This window comes from Lactobacillus ultunensis DSM 16047, assembly GCF_001436305.1.
GTDB classification, from domain to species: domain Bacteria; phylum Bacillota; class Bacilli; order Lactobacillales; family Lactobacillaceae; genus Lactobacillus; species Lactobacillus ultunensis.
The window spans coordinates 1-15173 of the sequence record NZ_AZFO01000038.1 but is presented as its reverse complement, the minus strand read 5'-3'; the positions used below and the strand labels follow the sequence as shown (position 1 = coordinate 15173).

The following is a 15173-nucleotide window of genomic DNA, read 5'->3' as shown; positions in this document are numbered from 1 at the left end:
CTACTTGACAGGGAATGTATCAATTATTCCGTCGAATGATTATCTAGCACTGGGTTAGTATGTTTTTATGCATAAAAAATCCTGTTAATGTCTTATCGTGAAGATAGGCCATTAGCAGAAAGTCATAGAGTCATAAAATCATTTACTAAGTTTATGTGATTATGATATTAGTTATCTTATTTTTCGACAAAATGTTTAAGTAATCTTGAAATTCTAGACTCCATAATTAGTTGGATGTCTGGGTCTTCATTTTCAAGAAAAGAATTAAGCTTGTCAAAAAGATCCATCAAAGAGAAAGTATTTTTTAATGCCGTCTCTGCTTCAACGAATGTGAGCCATCTATCCTTAACGTGCTTAGCTTCTGTCTGACGCATTGGCATATGACGTGAGATGAGCGTTGCAACTTTTGATAGATCATCTCTAGTTAACTTTTTAGTAAACTTAACTTTTTCTACTGCAGCAATAACGTCAATGCGTTGTTTTTCAAATTTGTTTAATTGCTCAAAGCTCTTTTCTATTCGAATAGGATTATTTCCATGGTTAATGCTAGCAATCGGGCTATTTAATCCAACGAACTTCTTATTTTCACTATTTCTAATTACATAATATGCATTGAAGCTTGCAGCTCCATCACCAAGTTCGCTATTAGAAAGGATTAGTCCAGTTTGAATAGTTATTCCATTTCTAATAGTTAAGGGTTCTTTCTCTAAAAAATATGCATATAACTTTGAGTCAGTTACAGTTAATTTTTGACAAATAAAGTCTCTATTATTTTCTTTGATGTATTGACTTAGAACTGAAATTGCAATATAAAGAGCAATTGGATTGTCATAGAACTTATAACGCCCCTTTGAGACGATAGCTCTTAAGTAGTTACTTCCATTACTTTGAATAAAACGATAGGTAAAATCTCTACTTGATAAGTTATCCGTAGATTGCAGATCATTTAGATCATCTAGAAGGTTCACATTTTTACCGTTTTTAAGAAGGTAATTCGCATGTTTAGCTAAGTCATAGTAATCTAGGAAGGTATTTTTGGCATTATAAATAGTTGAATAATTACTATCGTTTGCTACGTTAAAATACATTTCGTGATGTGTGGACGGAGGCACTAACTTGAAATCAATGTTCTCTAGGTCAGAAAGCTTCAATTTTTTGTCAGTTTTGAAATTGGTAATTTGCTCTACCGAGTTCAAAGCTTGCAACAAGCCTAAAATTCTTACTTCACCATTTTTATTAGTAATAATGGGAAAAGAATCCTTAACTTTTTTGATTAACGCATCATCGTTATTATCAACAGATTCATGATGTTTTTTGTAGTTACTTAATAGCCTTTCAACTTGAATGCTGGTTGCACAATCGTCATTAGGGTTATAATTGTTACTAATTAATTTTAACTTTTGCATAAAAGTCTCCTTTTTAATTTTAAAGAGACAAAGAACGGATTGATATCTTAACTATTACTGTTTATAATAACTGTGAGATATGTGTTGGTATTTGTCTCGTTTGAAGAAGTCCAAGCTGCCACTTGAGGCTTCTTTTTTTGTCTACATTATAAGCATATAACTAAAATTTTTAGAAATCAAGTAAAAACTCTGTCCCAAAATATGGAAAACTGTCCCACATGCTGATAAAATTATAACTAGGAGGTCAAAATTATGAAGAAAAGTGATGTTGTCGACTTAATAAAGTATCATGTTGATAAAAACAACGTTGCCTTCAAGCAAAAAGCATTAGAGATTGCAGACGAATTTAAGGCAATGGGTGATATTGATATCGGAAGTTACATTAATTCGTTGTTAGCTACTCAAGGCGTATTTGTTCCCCAAGAAATACATTATTCATTTAAATATTTACACCAAGTCAGTGATTTAAACAAAACAGTATTTAAATTGCCGGATTCAATTTATGATGATTTAAGGGGCATTATGAATGCAATAAATAGGAACAATGGGATCAATAAATTTTTATTTGTTGGGAAACCAGGTACTGGTAAAACCGAATCCGTTAAAGTTATTTCTAAAATTTTGAATAAAACAATATATAAGGTTGATTTTGATAGTGTGATAGATAGTAGATTAGGTCAGACTGCAAAAAATATATCGGAATTGTTTAATGAGATAAACAATATACCTTATCCAGAAAAAGTTATTGTTTTGATGGATGAGATTGATGCAATTGCTTTAGATAGAATTTCGTCTAATGACATTCGAGAAATGGGAAGAGCAACTACTGCCGTATTAAAAGGACTAGATGAACTTAATAGTAATATTATTTTGATAGCAACAACTAATCTGTATAAATATCTTGATGATGCACTTTCAAGAAGATTTAATTTAATAGTCAATTTTAATCAGTATAGTACGTCTGACTTGATGGACGTAGCTGTTGCTATTATGAATGATATATATAAAGATACTGATTATAAGATATCTCGTAATATAAAACTGTTTAAGAAAATAGTTGGTCTGTATGATGACAAAATTCCATTGCCAGGAAACTTAAATAATGTAATTAGGACTACAGTAGCATTTAGTGATCCGAATGATCCGAATGACTATTTAGTTAGATTGTATAAAGCAGTTAGTGGAGAAAAAATGAATATTTCTCAGTTAAGTGAAGAAGGATTTACACTTAGAGAAATAGGAATTCTTACTGGCAAATCTAAAAGTTCGGTTGCAAGAATTTTGGAGGATAAGTAATGAATAAATTAATTCAATTAAGTCAAAATTGGCATTATCGTTCCTCGGCTAATTTATATAGTTCTTTTCCAAAGCTTGCCAAAAATAGTGTAGTTAAATCTAAAACATTAAAAGTTAAAAAACTTCAGCTAATGAATATACTTAACTTTTGGGAGAAAAAGCAGGATTTAATAGAAGGTGCGATAATATCTGCCTACTATGATACTGTAGTACCTAAAACGCATCGAATTCAACAATTGTTTCGACAAAATACTACTAAGCATCCTAATAATTTTATTGTTGGAGTAAGATATTTAGGCAATAAAGATGATGATTTAAGACACGTAATTACATATCATGTTAAGATCGATGTTTTAAAAAAAACAATTTCTGAAATAGAAAAAACTATAAACTTAATGGATAGTAGTTTTAATAATGAGATCAATAATAAAGATTTAGAGAGACTGGAGAATAATCCTACAACTCTATTTAAAAATAAATCAGATGCTAAAAGATTTGCTCAAACTATTATAGATGTATCATATGTAGAAAAATTTGATGTTTATCTCGAAGACATTGATAATACTGAAGAAAAAATCGTTAGTTTGTATGATTTGAAAACCAACACAGAAGATAGCAGTTATTTGCTAGACGTTTTACGGAAGTTAGGTATTAATAAGACAAGGGAAGATATTTTAGATCGAAACGTTGTTCTCTTGGATCGAGATGATTTAAAAATTTTAAAGGAGAAAGGCTCATTTTTGGTATATGCTCAGTCTAAAGATCTCTTTGACTTAAAAAAGGAATTCAATGCAGATGTAAGTCCCAAAGAGCTTAGTGAGTTACCTGAACCTAATAACGAACCTATCGTTGGTGTTATAGATACTACGTACAAAGAACTAGGCTATTTTAAAGATTGGGTAGAATATGACAATGATTTTGAAGATGGAATAGATCATGGAAATGAAGTTACTTCAATTATTGTTGCTGGACCTAAATTTAATCCAGGTTTGGAAGATAATTGTGGTTTGTTTAGAGTTCATCATTTTGGAATCACAAGAGGTGGAAGAGAAAGTTCATTTAGAATTGTTAGAAGAATAAGGGAAATAGTTGAAGCACATCCCGAAATTCATGTTTGGAATTTATCATTAGGAAGACCTTTTTCTACTAATACTAATCGTATTTCTAATGAAGCTGCAGTTTTGGATAAATTGCAAGCAGAACATCCAGATATTTTATTTATTATTGCAGGGACAAATTTGGATAACGGAAGAAGTAAAGAAGAAAAACAATTTAATAGGATAGGTTCTCCTGCTGATTCAGTTAATTCATTGGTAGTAAATTCAGTTGATGTTGATGGAAAAGCTGCGAGTTACGCGAGAAAAGGTCCTGTTCTACATTATTTTGTAAAGCCAGATGTGTGTTACTATGGAGGCGATATCACTCACCCTTTGGTTACAGCCACTTCATTAGGTGAAAAAAGTGTGATGGGGACTTCATTTGCTGCACCATGGATTGCACGAAAAGCCTCTTTTTTGATGGATAAAATGCATTTTTCTAGAGAGACAACCAAAGCTTTAATAATAGATTCAGCTTCAGGATGGTTAACTGAAAAAAAAGATCCTAAGTATATGGGATATGGCGTTGTACCAATTGATATTAGGGATGTAATAAATTGTAAATCGGATGAGATTAGATTTATTATTAGAGGAATATCTCAGAAAAGGATTACTTATAGTGATGGTATTCCTGTGCCAAAAGATTCATTGAATAAATTTCCGTTTATTGCAAGAGCAACTCTAGCATATTTTCCAACTTGTTCTCCAAATCAAGGTGTAGATTACACGGATACTGAATTATCTCTGCAATTTGGCCGAATTGAAGGAGAAACTTCAACTGCGATAAAATCAATTGTAAATGATAATAATGTTGAGAAGGAGTATATACCCGAGACAGATTTACGTCGATGGTTGGGAAAATGGGAGAATGTAAAAGTTAAAGCGGAAAAATTTACTAGTCGAAAAAAAGGTAAGGGTGTACTTGGTAAAGGCTATTGGGGCTTGAAGCTTGTAAGTTCAGAACGCCTTTATGGATATAAGCATCGTCCGTTTAATTTTGCTGTAGTTGTTACTTTAAAGAACTTAAAAGGTCAGAATTTAAATGAAGAGTTCAAACAGTTGTGCATATATAATAACTGGCGTGTAAGTGATATCGATATTGACCAGATGTTACAGGCAAATCTTGAGGGTAATACTGAAATTAATTGGACTGACGATATCGATAAATAATGCTAATAAAACTAATTGACTTAAGTGGATAATATAGTAATCTTATATGGAGGAAGAGTGACAGATACTCTACGGAGCCTGTTGCGGGAAAGCATCTTTGTTCTTTAGAATAAGGGTGTTTTTTTGTACAAAGAAAAAGGATTAATATTCCATGCCACAATACTACACAAGCGGCGAATTTGCGGAAAAAGCACATGTGTCGATCCGCACGATTCGCTATTACGACCAAAGAAATTTATTAAAACCAGCAACTCGCACCAAAGGTGGCGCACGGCGTTATACTGACCAAGATTTTGCCAAGTTGCAACAGATTTTGCTTTTAAAATACTTGGGCTTTTCACTGAGCGACATTCGTGAAATGACGATTGGCTCAGGGGATGTACAATTTTTGCTAAATTCTTTGCAAATTCAGAAGCGTCTAGCTGAAGAACGTCTAGAAGAAATGAAAAACGTGATTGTGGCAATTGATTCTACTAGTCAGGCTTTAAAATCTAATCAGCAAGTGGATTGGAGTAAGATGCTCAATTTGATTCATTTAACTTCGATGAATCAATCACTCAGCATACAATACAAAAACGCTACGAATATTTCTGCGCGCATTCGTTTGCACCGAGATTATTCAGTGAATAAGGAAGGCTGGTTCCCATGGTTGTTTAGCAATTTACACTTAAAGCCAGGGATGAAGGTGCTCGAATTGGGTGCAGGCAATGGGGCGTTATGGTCGCAGAACATCGACAATGTGCCAACCGGTGTAACGGTGGTTTTATCTGATATTTCCGAGGGAATGCTTGCTGATGCTAAAAAGGCAATAGGCGATCATTCGCAGTTTCAATATGCTGTATTTGATGCGCAGAAGATTCCATTTGCAGATAACACTTTCGATCTGGTGATTGCCAATCACATGCTTTTTTACTGTGATGATATTCCCAAGACATTGAAAGAAGTGCGACGTGTGTTGAAGCCGGGGGCATCATTTGTTTGCAGCACATATTCTAAAAGGCATATGCATGAGATTACAGACCTGGTTCAAAGCTACAATTCCAATATTGTTTTATCTTCGACTAATTTATATGAACGTTTTGGTTTGGATAACGGTGAGCAGATCTTGCAGCCATATTTTGAAGATGTAACTTGTCACAAGTATCAAGATGCAATTGAATTGTCTGAATCAATGCCGATCATTTCCTATATTTTGTCTTGTCATGGTAATCAAAATTCAATTTTGCTAGATCATTATCAGGATTTTAAACAATATGTGGATCACAAGGTTGAAAATGGTTTTTATATCACCAAAGATGCGGGATATTTTAGTGCTAAAAAAGTTTAAAACTTTTTATTTACCCTTGAAGGTGACGTAACGTAGTGTTATATACTTCGTATGAAATATGATTTTTCACAGTGGAGGTTAATAATGAAAGTTATTGTTACTGGTGGTGCCGGCTTTATCGGCTCAAACTTCATTTTTTACATGATGAAGAAGCACCCAGATTATGAAATTATTTGTTTAGATAAATTGACTTATGCTGGCAATTTATCAACTTTGAAGAGCGTTTTAGACAAGCCTAACTTCAAGTTTGTTAAGTTAGACATCTGCGATCGTGATGGCGTCTACAAGTTGTTCGAAGAAGAAAAACCTGACGTAGTAGTCAACTTCGCAGCTGAAAGTCACGTTGACCGTTCAATTGAAAATCCAACTATTTTCCTTGAAACTAATATCATTGGTACTTCAGTTTTAATGGATGCTTGTCGCAAATATGGCATCAAGCGTTTCCACCAAGTTTCAACTGATGAAGTTTATGGTGACTTGCCACTTGATCGTCCAGATCTTTTCTTCCACGAAGACACGCCATTGCACACTTCAAGCCCATACTCATCAAGTAAGGCTAGTGCTGACTTATTGGTGGGTGCATATGGTAGAACCTACAATTTGCCAGTAACGATTTCTCGTTGCTCCAACAACTATGGTCCATATCAATTCCCTGAAAAGTTGATTCCATTAATGATTCAGCGTGCTTTGAACAATGAAAAGCTTCCTGTTTACGGTGATGGTGAAAACGTCCGTGACTGGCTTTACGTTGAAGATCACTGCAAGGCTATTGATTTGATCTTGGAAAAGGGTAAAGCTGGCGAGATTTATAATATCGGTGGCCACAACGAAATGCACAACATCGATATTGTTAAATTGATTTGTGACTACTTAGACAAGCCATACTCATTGATTGAACACGTTACTGACCGTAAAGGTCACGACCGTCGTTACGCTATTGATCCAGATAAGATTCATAAGGAACTTGGCTGGTTGCCAGAAACCATGTTCAAGGATGGTATTAAGAAGACCATTCAATGGTATCTCGACAACAAAGAATGGTGGGAAAACATCATTTCTGGCGACTACCAAAACTACTACAAAGAAATGTACGGCGACAGAAAGGTTTTAGACAAGGACTAATACGATGAAAGGCATTATTTTAGCAGGTGGTTCAGGCACCCGTCTTTATCCGTTAACTTTAGTAACTAGCAAGCAATTATTGCCTGTCTATGACAAACCAATGATTTATTATCCTTTATCAACTCTCATGCTTGCAGGGATTAAGGATATTTTGATCATTTCTACACCAGCTGATACCCCTCGTTTCAAGGAATTGCTTGGTGATGGTTCACAATTTGGCGTTAAGTTATCTTATAAAGTTCAACCTACTCCAGATGGTTTGGCTCAAGCATTTACTTTGGGCAAAGACTTCATTAATGGTGAACCTTGTGCCATGATTTTAGGTGATAACATCTTTTACGGCAATGGATTTACTAAGTTGCTCAAGGATGCTACCGAAGATGCACAAAATGGCAAGGCTACAGTCTTTGGCTATTACGTTAACGATCCTGAACGTTTCGGCGTGGTTGATTTTGATAAGAATGGCAAGGCTGTTTCAATTGAAGAAAAGCCGGAACATCCTAAGAGCAATTATGCAGTTACTGGTCTTTATTTCTATCCAGCTGGTGTTAGCGAAAAGGCTGCTAAGGTTAAGCCAAGTGCTCGTGGTGAAGTAGAAATCACCAGTTTGAATGACATGTACTTGAAAGAAGGTACATTAGGCGTACAACTTTTGGGTCGTGGTTATGCTTGGCTTGATACTGGTACAATGCACAGTTTGGTTGAAGCTTCCAACTACGTTAAGATGGTGGAGGAACGTCAAGGCGTTTCTGTTTCAGCACCTGAAGAAATTGCTTATATTCATGGTTGGATTGATAAGGACACTTTGCTTAAGGCAGCTAAACACTATGGCAAGAGCCCATATGGTCAACACTTGAAGGCTGTTGCTGAAGGTAAGTTGCGTTATTAATATTAATAAGGAAAGAAGATAAAAATGGGACAAATTAAAGTTGAAAAGAATGTCGGTGGCATTGAAGGTTTAGCAGTTATTACACCAACTGTTCATGGTGATGATCGTGGTTACTTCATGGAAACTTTTAACCAAAGAGACATGATGGATGCTGGTTTTAGCATTAACTTCGTACAAGACAACCAATCTAGCTCAACTAAGGGTGTGCTTCGTGGTTTACACTTCCAAAAGCATTACCCACAAGTTAAGTTGGTTCGTGCTGTTCGTGGTGACGTGTTTGACGTTGCCGTTGACCTTAGAAGCGATTCAAAGACTTACGGCAAATGGTATGGTGTTGAATTAACTGCTGAAAACAAGAAGCAATTCTTGATTCCACAAGGTTTTGCTCATGGTTTCCTTGTTTTAAGTGACGTTGCTGAATTTTGTTACAAAGTTAACGACTTCTGGCACCCAAATGATGAAGGCGGTATGGCTTGGAACGACCCAGAGATCGGTATCAAGTGGCCACATGTTAAGGGTGACTACCCAGGTAGTGCAGATGCTAGTGGCTACACTTTAGATGATGGTACTAAGCTTAACTTGGTAGATCGTGACCAAGAATGGAAGGGCTTAAAAGAAACCTTTAAGTTTTAATCGGTGAGGTGCTTTGATGAAAGTTTTTGTAACTGGCGTTAATGGTCAACTGGGCCATGACGTGATGAATGAACTGGCTAAGCGTGGCTATGAAGGCGTTGGCTCAGACTTGAAGCCTGAATATGCTGGTGTTGCTGACGGTAGTGCAGTTACTAAGATGCCTTATGTTCCATTGGACATCACTGATGGGGCTGCAGTAGAAAAAGTAATCACTGATGTTGACCCTGATGTGATTGTTCACTGTGCTGCTTGGACTGCCGTAGATATGGCCGAAGATGATGACAAGGTTGCCGCTGTACGCAAGGTTAATGTTGGCGGTACGCAAAATATTGCTAATGTTGCCAAGAAGCTTGATGTACCAATGGTTTACCTTTCAACTGACTATGTTTTTGATGGTCAAGGTACTGAACCATGGAAGCCAGATTTCAAGGGTTACAAGCCTTTGAACGTTTATGGCGAAACTAAGTTAGGTGGCGAAAAGGCAGTTAGCGATACTTTAGACAAGTACTTCATCGTACGTATTGCTTGGGTATTTGGTGTGAACGGCCACAACTTTATCAAGACCATGCTTAAGGTTGGTGCTACTCATGATGAGGTTAAGGTGGTTAACGACCAAATTGGTACGCCAACTTACACCTTTGACTTAGCTCGTCTGCTTGTAGATATGATCGAGACTGACAAGTATGGTTACTATCACGTAACTAACTCAGAGTTGCCTGCAACTAAGAGTGGTTTTGACGAAAATGGCACGAAGACTGGTTACATTTCCTGGTATGATTTTACTAAGGAAATCTATCGTCAAGCTGGCTACACTACAAAAGTTACACCAGTAACGACTGCCGAATACGGCTTGTCTAAGGCCGTGCGTCCATTTAACTCACGTCTTGATAAGAGCAAGCTGGTAGAGAATGGTTTTAAGCCATTGTCAACTTGGCCACATGCGGTTCATCGCTACTTAGAAATCTTGAAGAAACAAGGTTTCTTTGATGAATTATAAGTAGAATAAGAATTAAGGAGGCTGTGGTAGCCTCCTTTTTAATGCAATAAAACATACTAAGCTGGGACTTCTGTTGTAATCGCCTGTTTAATCAATTCTATAGCTACAATATTTATTTGTCTTTGCAACTGTGTTCTCCTGCGGCCGGCAATTGAGCTCTGGTTCATGGTGACTGTCGGTCTGCCAATCATGTTTTCCTTTTTCTTAGTTGACATCAAAGCAAAATTAACCGGCAAAAAAGTACTGCCGTCGCTCCAGCTCACGGTTAAGCCGCGATAGCCGGTTAGAAATTCATGCTTGTCGTGATCGTAAACTTTGGTCAATAATTCTGTCTTTTTAGAACAAGAGCGAGCCATTAATGTATCATCAACGATCAAAGCTAATCTTCTGCGCCGATCAATTGCTGGCTTCAAAACAGAAATCAGCTTGACGGCAGCCAAACAGACCAGCTTCTGCCAGTTGATGCGGCTATCATTGAGCACATTTCTGCCAGTTTTGGCAGTAAAATCCTTGGCGCGCTGACAGCGGTAAAGCGACTTTCTCGCAAATCTAGCCTTGATCATCCAGGTAATAACTATTAACAGACTAACCAGAGAATGACGTTTAAAATTTACTTTTTTGCTTAGATCAGCTAGACCGATTAATTCAGAAAAAGCAGAAATTAAGGATTCAGAGTCCTTTTCTTGATCGAATTGCGTTATACTTTTCATGGCGTAGGATCTCCTTTGCTTTGTTTTTGATCATNGCGGAGAAATCCTGCGTTTTTATTTTTTAGCAAGAAAAGCCGGAAACCATACTGGAAGAGCATGATTTCTGGCTTTCAAGTTTTAGATATATAACTCATAAGTTTACCAATCTGTTGTTTCTAAGAAGCGAGTCATGTTGATTCGGTTCTTTTATTGTAGTGGACTATTTTTTAATGCAATAAAAAATGTTAATAGCTCAGTAGGAAGGTAAGTTGTTAGCTGGAAAAATGTGGAATCTATACACAAACTATTTTACAGATTCTAAAATGCTAGTCATATGAAGATAAAGTTAATTTGAATAAGATAGCATCTTAAAAAGGATAAAAATTTAAAGTGATATAAGTAAAAAGGTTCAGTAAATAATAAAACCTGAATTTAATATTTATTTTGTTTAAGCGAACATAAATACTTTCAAAAAAATCACTAAAATGCAGTAAAATTTCAAAAAAAGGAATATAATATTTACAAATAGCAAACTTTTTTCAGGGAGAGGATATAAGTGAAGGAATTAGAATTTAATCAAGATATTTCACAAAGTTTTGTTAATGGAACAATGGCAGGTTTTACTGATTATGTTAAAAGACGAAATCAAGATTCACGTGATCTGATTGTAAGTAGAGGTGGAGCCTGGATGAAGGGTAACTTTATTGACAATGCTGTAGCTAATGAAGTTAAAAAACTAGGTAACTTTAATTATCAAATTAAAATGGCAGGATATTCTTGGGAGTATCTTCAATTTAGCTATTATGATAAGCAATCAGATATTGTGAATAATGTGATTTTGAAAAACTATAAAACATTAACTAATAGTATCAGTAATAGAAATAATAAGCTTCCGGATTATTTAGCACATGACTCTGTTGGCAATATTGATATCCTAAAAGAGCATAAAGAAAAAATTCACGCAACAGGTCAAGCAGTTCAATTAGAACTTTTGCCACAAATTTCGACTAGTAAAGAGAAATTATCAAAGACTAACTCAAGTCGCTTCTATGTAGTAGGCTATAGTTTGGGACAAGATGGTGGTATTGAATCTTTGAAGTTATTAATGCCTAATCCCGTTACAAACTCATTAGTAGAAATTGAAGATTGGAAAGAATATATTGCAGAGGCACCAATTCAGCCTAATCCAGATGATTTAAATCTTTTTCAAGATGAAAAGAATATTCCTGAAGCTCAATATGATGATACTTCGAATATGAAGTATGAGATTGCAGATAATGCCGAAGAAAAAGATAATTAATAAAGTATATTAAAGGGTCATAAAAAATGTTTTATGGAGAAAAACTTAGACAGTTACGAGAATTGCATGGTTTTTCTCGTAATGAATTAGCACAAAAGTTAAATGTAAGTGAGCAAACAATTGGTCAATATGAGAATAATCAAATAACTCCCAGGCTCGATATTATGAGAAAATTACCCGAAATGTTTAGCGTAAATATGCATTTTTTTAACACTCCTAGCTTCATTAAAAAAGATGTAATTCTAGAAGGATCGATTGCATATAGAACTAAAGATAGAAATTCTCGTAAAAAGATCAATAATGAGTTAGAGTATTTGACATATTCTAAAACTTTTATTGATTATTTTGAAAGTTTTGTTACGTCAAATATTGGAGGCTTTGAGTTATTAAAACAAAAAACTAATGAAATTCAAAAGAATAGTTTTAAGATTTCTGATGTTGCTAGTTTTGCCCGAAGCTTCTACGAATTAAAAAGTAATGAAGATCTTATGTCCAAATTGGAACAAAGCGGAATAACTATTTTAGAAAAAGATCTGGGAGATACGATTGATGCGTACAGTGGTTTTACTAAAGATGAGAAACCATATATTGTTTTAGGAAATTTTAAAAAAACAGCTGTAAGGAGAAACTTTGATTTAGCTCATGAATTAGGGCATTTATTATTACATTCATATATAGTAATGAATGAACTGACTAATAGAGAGCACACAGAAGTAGAAATGCAGGCAAATGAATTTGCTTCATCTTTTTTAATGCCTAAATTAGAATTTGAAAAAGATTTTAATAGTATCCCTAGAAAAACTAATCCCGATTTTTACATTAAATTGAAGAAAAAATATATGGTATCAATAGGTGCTTTGGAGTACCGAGCTTATAAATTGAAGTTAATATCGTATCAGGAAAATAGATATTTTTGGTCTCAAATGACCAAAAAAAAGTATCGTGAACTTGAGCCCTTAGATGATACAATCTCCCCCATCAAACCGGGAAAAGTAAGAAACTTGTTGAGTTTTTTACTTGAAAATAAACTTATTACAGTAAATGACTTAATAGAAAAATTTGGAATAAAATTAGAATTTTTAATATTTTTATTTGATTTAAAAATAGATTTTTTTGATAAATACTGTGATAAAAATAAAGAGGTTACTAAGTCTAAGTATTCTAATGTGATTGATTTTGAAGCAGTGCGTAATCAATTATGCCGATAAAGAGAAATATATATCTTATGAAAAATCTAGATATTTTATATCTAAGTAGAGATCTCAAAATATTATCATAAAATTTAACTAATAAAGCCTATTTCTAAGTTAAATGATATGATCCTACTTAAGTAGACAACACAAATATATAAAAGTGTTATCTATGAAAGTAGGATCATTTTTTATGTCCAGAAAAAGTAAATTCAGTTATGATGTTAAGCTTGCTGCAGTCCAGCAATATCTGAATAGTGGATTGTCGTATGCACAAATTGCTAAGTCAATTGGTGTTAGTGGTAGAACTGTCAATCAATGGGTGGACTCCTTCAAATTAAAGGGACCAGATGCTTTAAAAGTACATAAACACAATCAGAGTTATACTAAAGAATTTAAACTTAAATGCATTAAAGCATACCTAAATGGCCAAGGCTCCTATGAGCAATTAGCTAATAAATACGGATTAAGAGGTTCTACTCAATTAAAAAATTGGGTTTCTAAGTATAATAGTCATCGAAGACTTAAAAATTATTACCCTACCCCAGAGGTTTACAAGATGACTAGAAAGAAAACAAACCAACAAGAACGAGAAGAAATAGTTAAGTATTGCCGGTACCATGATTTAAATTACAAAGAAACAGCCAAGAAGTACGGCTGCAGCTATGCCCAAGTCTACAATTGGTGCAAGAAATATGAACACAAAGGGAATGAAGGACTTAAAGATAATCGTGGCCGCAAACGTTCACAAAGTGAATTATCTGAACTTGAAAAGATACAGCTTCAAGTCAAAGAATTACAAAGTCAGCTAGAAATAAGCCAAAGAGAAAATATGCTTTTAAAAAAAGTGAGGGACTTAGAAAGGGAGTGGTTGTTGGACCAAACTAAAAGCAAATAGCGTTTAGACATGATTTAAAACAAAAAATATATCAATTGATCAAGGAATGCCATCAAGACTGCAGCTGGCCAATTGGTTGGATCTGTAAGACTCTTCAAGTGGCTAGATCGGCTTATTATAAGTGGCTCCATCATAAACCGAGTAAGAGAGAAATTCGTGATCAAAAAATACTTAAGCAAATCAAAGAAATCGCCAAGAGCAATAATAGCCTCTTTGGTTCACCTAAAATGACCATGGCTTTAAATGCTCAGCGAAAAGAAGGAGAACCTGTTGTTTATCGCAGAACAGTTTCCCGTATTATGTGCGTTAATGGAATTAGAACGAGCAAAGGTCGCTTCAATAAAAATATCATTATAAGCCGTCAACGCCCGAAGAGACAGCAGGAAATTTGCTTAAACGTGATTTTAATGCCGACAAGCCCAATCAAAAATGGTGCACAGATATCACGGAAAAGAAGATTCCTGGCCACGATCAAAAAATATTTCTTTGCACAATTTTTGACCTTTACGATAGATATCCAGTTTGCTATGCCCTTAGTAGACGTAATGATATAGCGTTAGTGCAAGCTGCTCTAGACGATGCTTGGGCTAAAGATCCAAACAGTCATGCCATGCTTCATAGCGATCGTGGTTTTCAATTCACTCGCAAACCATTTGCACAGAAACTACAAGACCATGGCATGACCCAATCAATGTCGAGAGTTAGTCGCTGTATTGATAATGGTCCAATGGAAGGATGGCAAGGATTAATAAAAGAGATGCTTGATGTACTATATCCAGATGTTAAGACTTATGATGAAATGAAAGATGCATTTGATAAAACAATAGATTATTACATCAACTGTGATCCCCAAGAAAGATTTGGTGGCAAGACAGCTGGTCAAGTAAGAGCAGAAGCAAAAGCAGATCCCGAACATATAAGTACTTATAAAATTGTACCAGATAAACGTTATAAAGAATGGTGGGACAAAATCAAAGCCAAGAAAAACCAACCTGCATAAACAGGTTGGTTAATCAATTGATTTTATATATTTTAATTGTCTACTTGACACGGTACGGATCAAATTAGAGATAGGCTTTATTTTAGATGGTGACAATTTATGGAAGATAAAGAATACAATTTATTCCTGAGTTGTCAAATTAAGTGCAACAGTTAGGTT

General features: G+C 34.9%; 14 protein-coding genes. 12 read left to right on the top strand and 2 right to left on the bottom strand.

The features are described from left to right. Window positions 1–176: 176 nt before the first annotated feature. Window positions 177–1406 (bottom strand): hypothetical protein, encoded by a 1230-nt coding sequence (locus tag FC57_RS09125; protein WP_007126134.1) that lies wholly within the window; start codon window positions 1404–1406, stop codon window positions 177–179. Between the two features lie 252 nt (window positions 1407–1658). Between FC57_RS09125 and FC57_RS09120 the strand changes: the two genes are divergently transcribed. The 7 genes from FC57_RS09120 to rfbD all read left to right on the top strand — a co-directional run bounded on the left by FC57_RS09120 (window position 1659) and on the right by rfbD (window position 9937). Then, the gene (locus FC57_RS09120) at window positions 1659–2702 is read left to right on the top strand and encodes an ATP-binding protein (protein WP_007126135.1); all 1044 of its coding nucleotides are present in this window, start codon (window positions 1659–1661) and stop codon (window positions 2700–2702) included. Beyond that, the gene (locus FC57_RS09115; RefSeq protein ID WP_007126136.1) at window positions 2702–4969 is read left to right on the top strand and encodes a S8 family peptidase; all 2268 of its coding nucleotides are present in this window, start codon (window positions 2702–2704) and stop codon (window positions 4967–4969) included. The genes FC57_RS09120 and FC57_RS09115 overlap by 1 nt, the downstream gene beginning before the upstream one ends. Before the next feature lie 151 nt (window positions 4970–5120). Further along, on the top strand, window positions 5121–6296 hold the full coding sequence (locus FC57_RS09110) for a MerR family transcriptional regulator (RefSeq protein WP_007126137.1): 1176 nt from the start codon (window positions 5121–5123) through the stop codon (window positions 6294–6296). An 84-nt stretch (window positions 6297–6380) separates the two neighbouring features. Next, on the top strand, window positions 6381–7418 hold the full coding sequence (gene rfbB, locus FC57_RS09105) for a dTDP-glucose 4,6-dehydratase (RefSeq protein ID WP_040529590.1): 1038 nt from the start codon (window positions 6381–6383) through the stop codon (window positions 7416–7418). Window positions 7419–7422: 4 nt separating this feature from the next. Next, window positions 7423–8307: a glucose-1-phosphate thymidylyltransferase RfbA gene (gene rfbA, locus FC57_RS09100; RefSeq protein WP_007126139.1), complete on the top strand. Its 885-nt coding sequence runs from the start codon at window positions 7423–7425 to the stop codon at window positions 8305–8307. A 24-nt stretch (window positions 8308–8331) separates the two neighbouring features. Continuing rightward, a complete protein-coding gene (gene rfbC, locus FC57_RS09095; protein WP_007126140.1) occupies window positions 8332–8940 on the top strand; it encodes a dTDP-4-dehydrorhamnose 3,5-epimerase in 609 nt (202 codons plus the stop codon). A 16-nt stretch (window positions 8941–8956) separates the two neighbouring features. Then, window positions 8957–9937 carry a dTDP-4-dehydrorhamnose reductase gene (rfbD, locus tag FC57_RS09090; RefSeq protein ID WP_007126141.1) on the top strand — a complete coding sequence of 327 codons (981 nt, stop codon included), beginning with the start codon at window positions 8957–8959 and terminating at the stop codon, window positions 9935–9937. Window positions 9938–9993: 56 nt separating this feature from the next. On the opposite strand, the gene FC57_RS09085 is transcribed toward rfbD, so the two are convergent. Beyond that, complete coding sequence (locus tag FC57_RS09085) at window positions 9994–10647, bottom strand: transposase (RefSeq protein ID WP_007126142.1); 654 nt, start codon at window positions 10645–10647, stop codon at window positions 9994–9996. A 535-nt stretch (window positions 10648–11182) separates the two neighbouring features. Between FC57_RS09085 and FC57_RS09080 the strand changes: the two genes are divergently transcribed. The 5 genes from FC57_RS09080 to FC57_RS11335 all read left to right on the top strand — a co-directional run bounded on the left by FC57_RS09080 (window position 11183) and on the right by FC57_RS11335 (window position 15014). Further along, window positions 11183–11926: a spr1630 family ClpXP-sensitive toxin gene (locus FC57_RS09080; protein ID WP_007126143.1), complete on the top strand. Its 744-nt coding sequence runs from the start codon at window positions 11183–11185 to the stop codon at window positions 11924–11926. Window positions 11927–11952: 26 nt separating this feature from the next. After that, entirely contained in the window at window positions 11953–13134 is a 1182-nt protein-coding gene (locus tag FC57_RS09075) for a spr1629 family repressor/antitoxin (protein ID WP_007126144.1), read from the top strand. A 175-nt stretch (window positions 13135–13309) separates the two neighbouring features. Further along, on the top strand, window positions 13310–14014 hold the full coding sequence (locus FC57_RS09070; RefSeq protein WP_040529650.1) for a helix-turn-helix domain-containing protein: 705 nt from the start codon (window positions 13310–13312) through the stop codon (window positions 14012–14014). A 35-nt stretch (window positions 14015–14049) separates the two neighbouring features. Then, entirely contained in the window at window positions 14050–14568 is a 519-nt protein-coding gene (locus FC57_RS11340) for an IS3 family transposase (protein WP_236695726.1), read from the top strand. Next, a complete protein-coding gene (locus tag FC57_RS11335; protein WP_236253635.1) occupies window positions 14457–15014 on the top strand; it encodes a DDE-type integrase/transposase/recombinase in 558 nt (185 codons plus the stop codon). Before FC57_RS11340 ends, FC57_RS11335 begins: the two co-directional genes overlap by 112 nt. Window positions 15015–15173 lie beyond the last annotated feature (159 nt).

What these genes read in the sequence shown, in the direction of transcription:
- FC57_RS09125 (WP_007126134.1), bottom strand. Translation starts at nt 1,406, where the DNA reads ATGCAAAAGTTAAAATTAATTAGTAACAATTATAACCCTAATGACGAT.
- FC57_RS09120 (WP_007126135.1), top strand. Translation starts at nt 1,659, where the DNA reads ATGAAGAAAAGTGATGTTGTCGACTTAATAAAGTATCATGTTGATAAA.
- FC57_RS09115 (WP_007126136.1), top strand. Translation starts at nt 2,702, where the DNA reads ATGAATAAATTAATTCAATTAAGTCAAAATTGGCATTATCGTTCCTCG.
- FC57_RS09110 (WP_007126137.1), top strand. Translation starts at nt 5,121, where the DNA reads ATGCCACAATACTACACAAGCGGCGAATTTGCGGAAAAAGCACATGTG.
- rfbB (WP_040529590.1), top strand. Translation starts at nt 6,381, where the DNA reads ATGAAAGTTATTGTTACTGGTGGTGCCGGCTTTATCGGCTCAAACTTC.
- rfbA (WP_007126139.1), top strand. Translation starts at nt 7,423, where the DNA reads ATGAAAGGCATTATTTTAGCAGGTGGTTCAGGCACCCGTCTTTATCCG.
- rfbC (WP_007126140.1), top strand. Translation starts at nt 8,332, where the DNA reads ATGGGACAAATTAAAGTTGAAAAGAATGTCGGTGGCATTGAAGGTTTA.
- rfbD (WP_007126141.1), top strand. Translation starts at nt 8,957, where the DNA reads ATGAAAGTTTTTGTAACTGGCGTTAATGGTCAACTGGGCCATGACGTG.
- FC57_RS09085 (WP_007126142.1), bottom strand. Translation starts at nt 10,647, where the DNA reads ATGAAAAGTATAACGCAATTCGATCAAGAAAAGGACTCTGAATCCTTA.
- FC57_RS09075 (WP_007126144.1), top strand. Translation starts at nt 11,953, where the DNA reads ATGTTTTATGGAGAAAAACTTAGACAGTTACGAGAATTGCATGGTTTT.
- FC57_RS09070 (WP_040529650.1), top strand. Translation starts at nt 13,310, where the DNA reads ATGTCCAGAAAAAGTAAATTCAGTTATGATGTTAAGCTTGCTGCAGTC.